The sequence below is a fragment of the Mycobacterium sp. 1245805.9 genome (assembly GCF_001672915.1).
Classification (GTDB): Bacteria; Actinomycetota; Actinomycetes; order Mycobacteriales; family Mycobacteriaceae; genus Mycobacterium.
The window spans coordinates 1-2109 of record NZ_LZKR01000211.1 but is presented as its reverse complement, the minus strand read 5'-3'; the positions used below and the strand labels follow the sequence as shown (position 1 = coordinate 2109).

The 2109-nt window shown below is 80.4% G+C and carries 1 pseudogene; it reads right to left on the bottom strand.

Annotated features, from left to right (window positions below):
• Nucleotides 1–2109: pseudogene (locus A9X00_RS31550) on the bottom strand (PE family protein); the annotation flags it as partial.

The following is a 2109-nucleotide window of genomic DNA, read 5'->3' as shown; positions in this document are numbered from 1 at the left end:
GGGGCCGCCGCCCCCCGGGTCCCCCCGGCCCCGCCGGCCCGCCGGCGCCGCCGCCGGTGGCGGCGCCGCCGGCCCCACCGGCGCCACCGTTGCCGTAAAGCAAACCGGCGCCACCGCCGGCCCCGCCGGCACCGCCGGACGTGCCGTCTCCGCCGGCGCCACCGTCGCCGCCGGTGCTGAGGGCCGCGGAGGAAGTGGTTTGGATCGTCACGCCGCCGCCGGTGCCACCGGCCCCTCCGACACCGAGGCTGCCGTTGCCGCCGGCCCCGCCATGGCCGCCGGTGGTGACTCCCGTTCCGTTCGTGATGACCGCCCCGCCGGCCCCGCCGTGTCCTCCGGAACTGCCGTCACCGCCCTTGCCGCCGTCGCCGCCGGTGCCGGTGCCCGAGGAGGTGCTCTGGATGGCAACGCCGCCGCCATTACCCCCGGCCCCACCGATTCCAGCGCTGCCGGTGCCGCCGGCGCCCCCGTGGCCGCCGGTGGTGTTGCCCGTTCCGTTCGTCTGAACCGCCCCGCCGGTCCCGCCGGCGCCACCGGAGCCGCCGTTCCCGCCGTCGCCGCCGTCGCCGCCGGTGCCGGTCGCCGAGGAAGAGGTGCTCTGGATGGCAACTCCGCCGCCGTTCCCACCGGCCCCGCCCACACCGCTGCTGCCGGTGCCACCGGCGCCGCCATGGCCGCCGGTGGTGCTGCCCGTTCCGTTCGTGAGGACCGCCCCACCGGCGCCACCGGCACCACCCGAGGCGCCGTTCCCGCCATGACCACCGACGCCGCCCGTGACGGCCACCGATGAGGCCGCGCTCTGGATGGCCACGCCACCGCCGGCCCCGCCGGCCCCGCCCACACCGGTGGTGCCGGCGCCCCCGGCGCCGCCCACGCCCGCTACGACGGTTCCGGTGCCGTTGGTGAGCACCTGCCCACCGGCGCCACCGGCGCCACCGGAGGCGCCGTCGCCGCCAGTGCCACCGTTGCCGCCCGTGACGGTCGCCGAAGAGGCGGCATTCTGGATAGCCACGCCGCCGCCGGTGCCGCCGGCCCCACCCACACCGGTGGTGGCGGTGCCGCCGGCGCCGCCATGGCCGCCCCCGGTGGCTCCAGTTCCGTTCGTGACGACCACCCCGCCGGCGCCGCCGGCACCGCCGGCGGCGCCGTTGCCGCCGGTGCCACCGGCGCCGCCGGTGACGGCGGCCGGCGAGGAGCCGTTCTGCAGCTGCACGCTGCCGCCCGCCCCGCCGACCCCGCCGACGGCGCCGTTGCCGGTGCCGCCGTCGCCGCCGTGGCCGCCGACGGTGCTTCCCGTTCCGTTCGAGACGACCACCCCACCGGCCCCGCCGGCACCGCCGGCCGCGCCATTGCCGCCGGTGCCACCGGCGCCGCCGGTGACGGCGGCCGTGGAGAAACCGTTCTGGAATTGGACGCTGCCGCCGGCCCCACCGGCCCCACCGAGGCCGGCGCTGGCGGTGCCACCGTCGCCACCGTGGCCGCCGGTGGTTGCGCCGGCTCCGGCCGTGATCACCTGCCCACCGGCCCCACCGACCCCGCCGAAGGTGCCGTTTCCGCCATGGCCGCCGGTGCCGCCGGTGACGGCGACGGACGAGGAACCATTCGTGATAAGCACGGCGCCCCCGGCCCCACCGGCCCCGCCGACGCCGCCGAGGCTGTTACCGCCGGCGCCGCCCGCGCCGGGCGCGACGGCACCCGTGCCGGCCGTGGTCACGCTCGCCCCGGCGCCGCCGTTACCGCCGCTACCGTTGCCCGGGGCGTCGCCACCCTTACCGCCGTTGCCCGCCTGCGCCGCGGCGGCGCCACCGTTACCGCCGTTGCCGCCGGCGCCGTTGCCGGCGCCGTTGCCGCCGGCGCCGCCGTCACCGCCGGTGCCCGTCTGCGACAGGGCCGCGCCGCCGGTGCCGCCGTTACCGCCGTGACCGTTGCCGGCGGCGTTGCCGCCGGCGCCGCCCACGCCGCCGCTGCTACCGCTTCCGCCGGCGCCGCCGTTGCCGCCGTCGGGATGGAACGCGGTGCCCGCCGCGCCTTGGCCACCGGCGCCGCCGGCGCCGGACGTACCGGTGGTGCCGGGGGGGGCGCCGGCCCCCCGGGGGGGGCCGCGGGCGG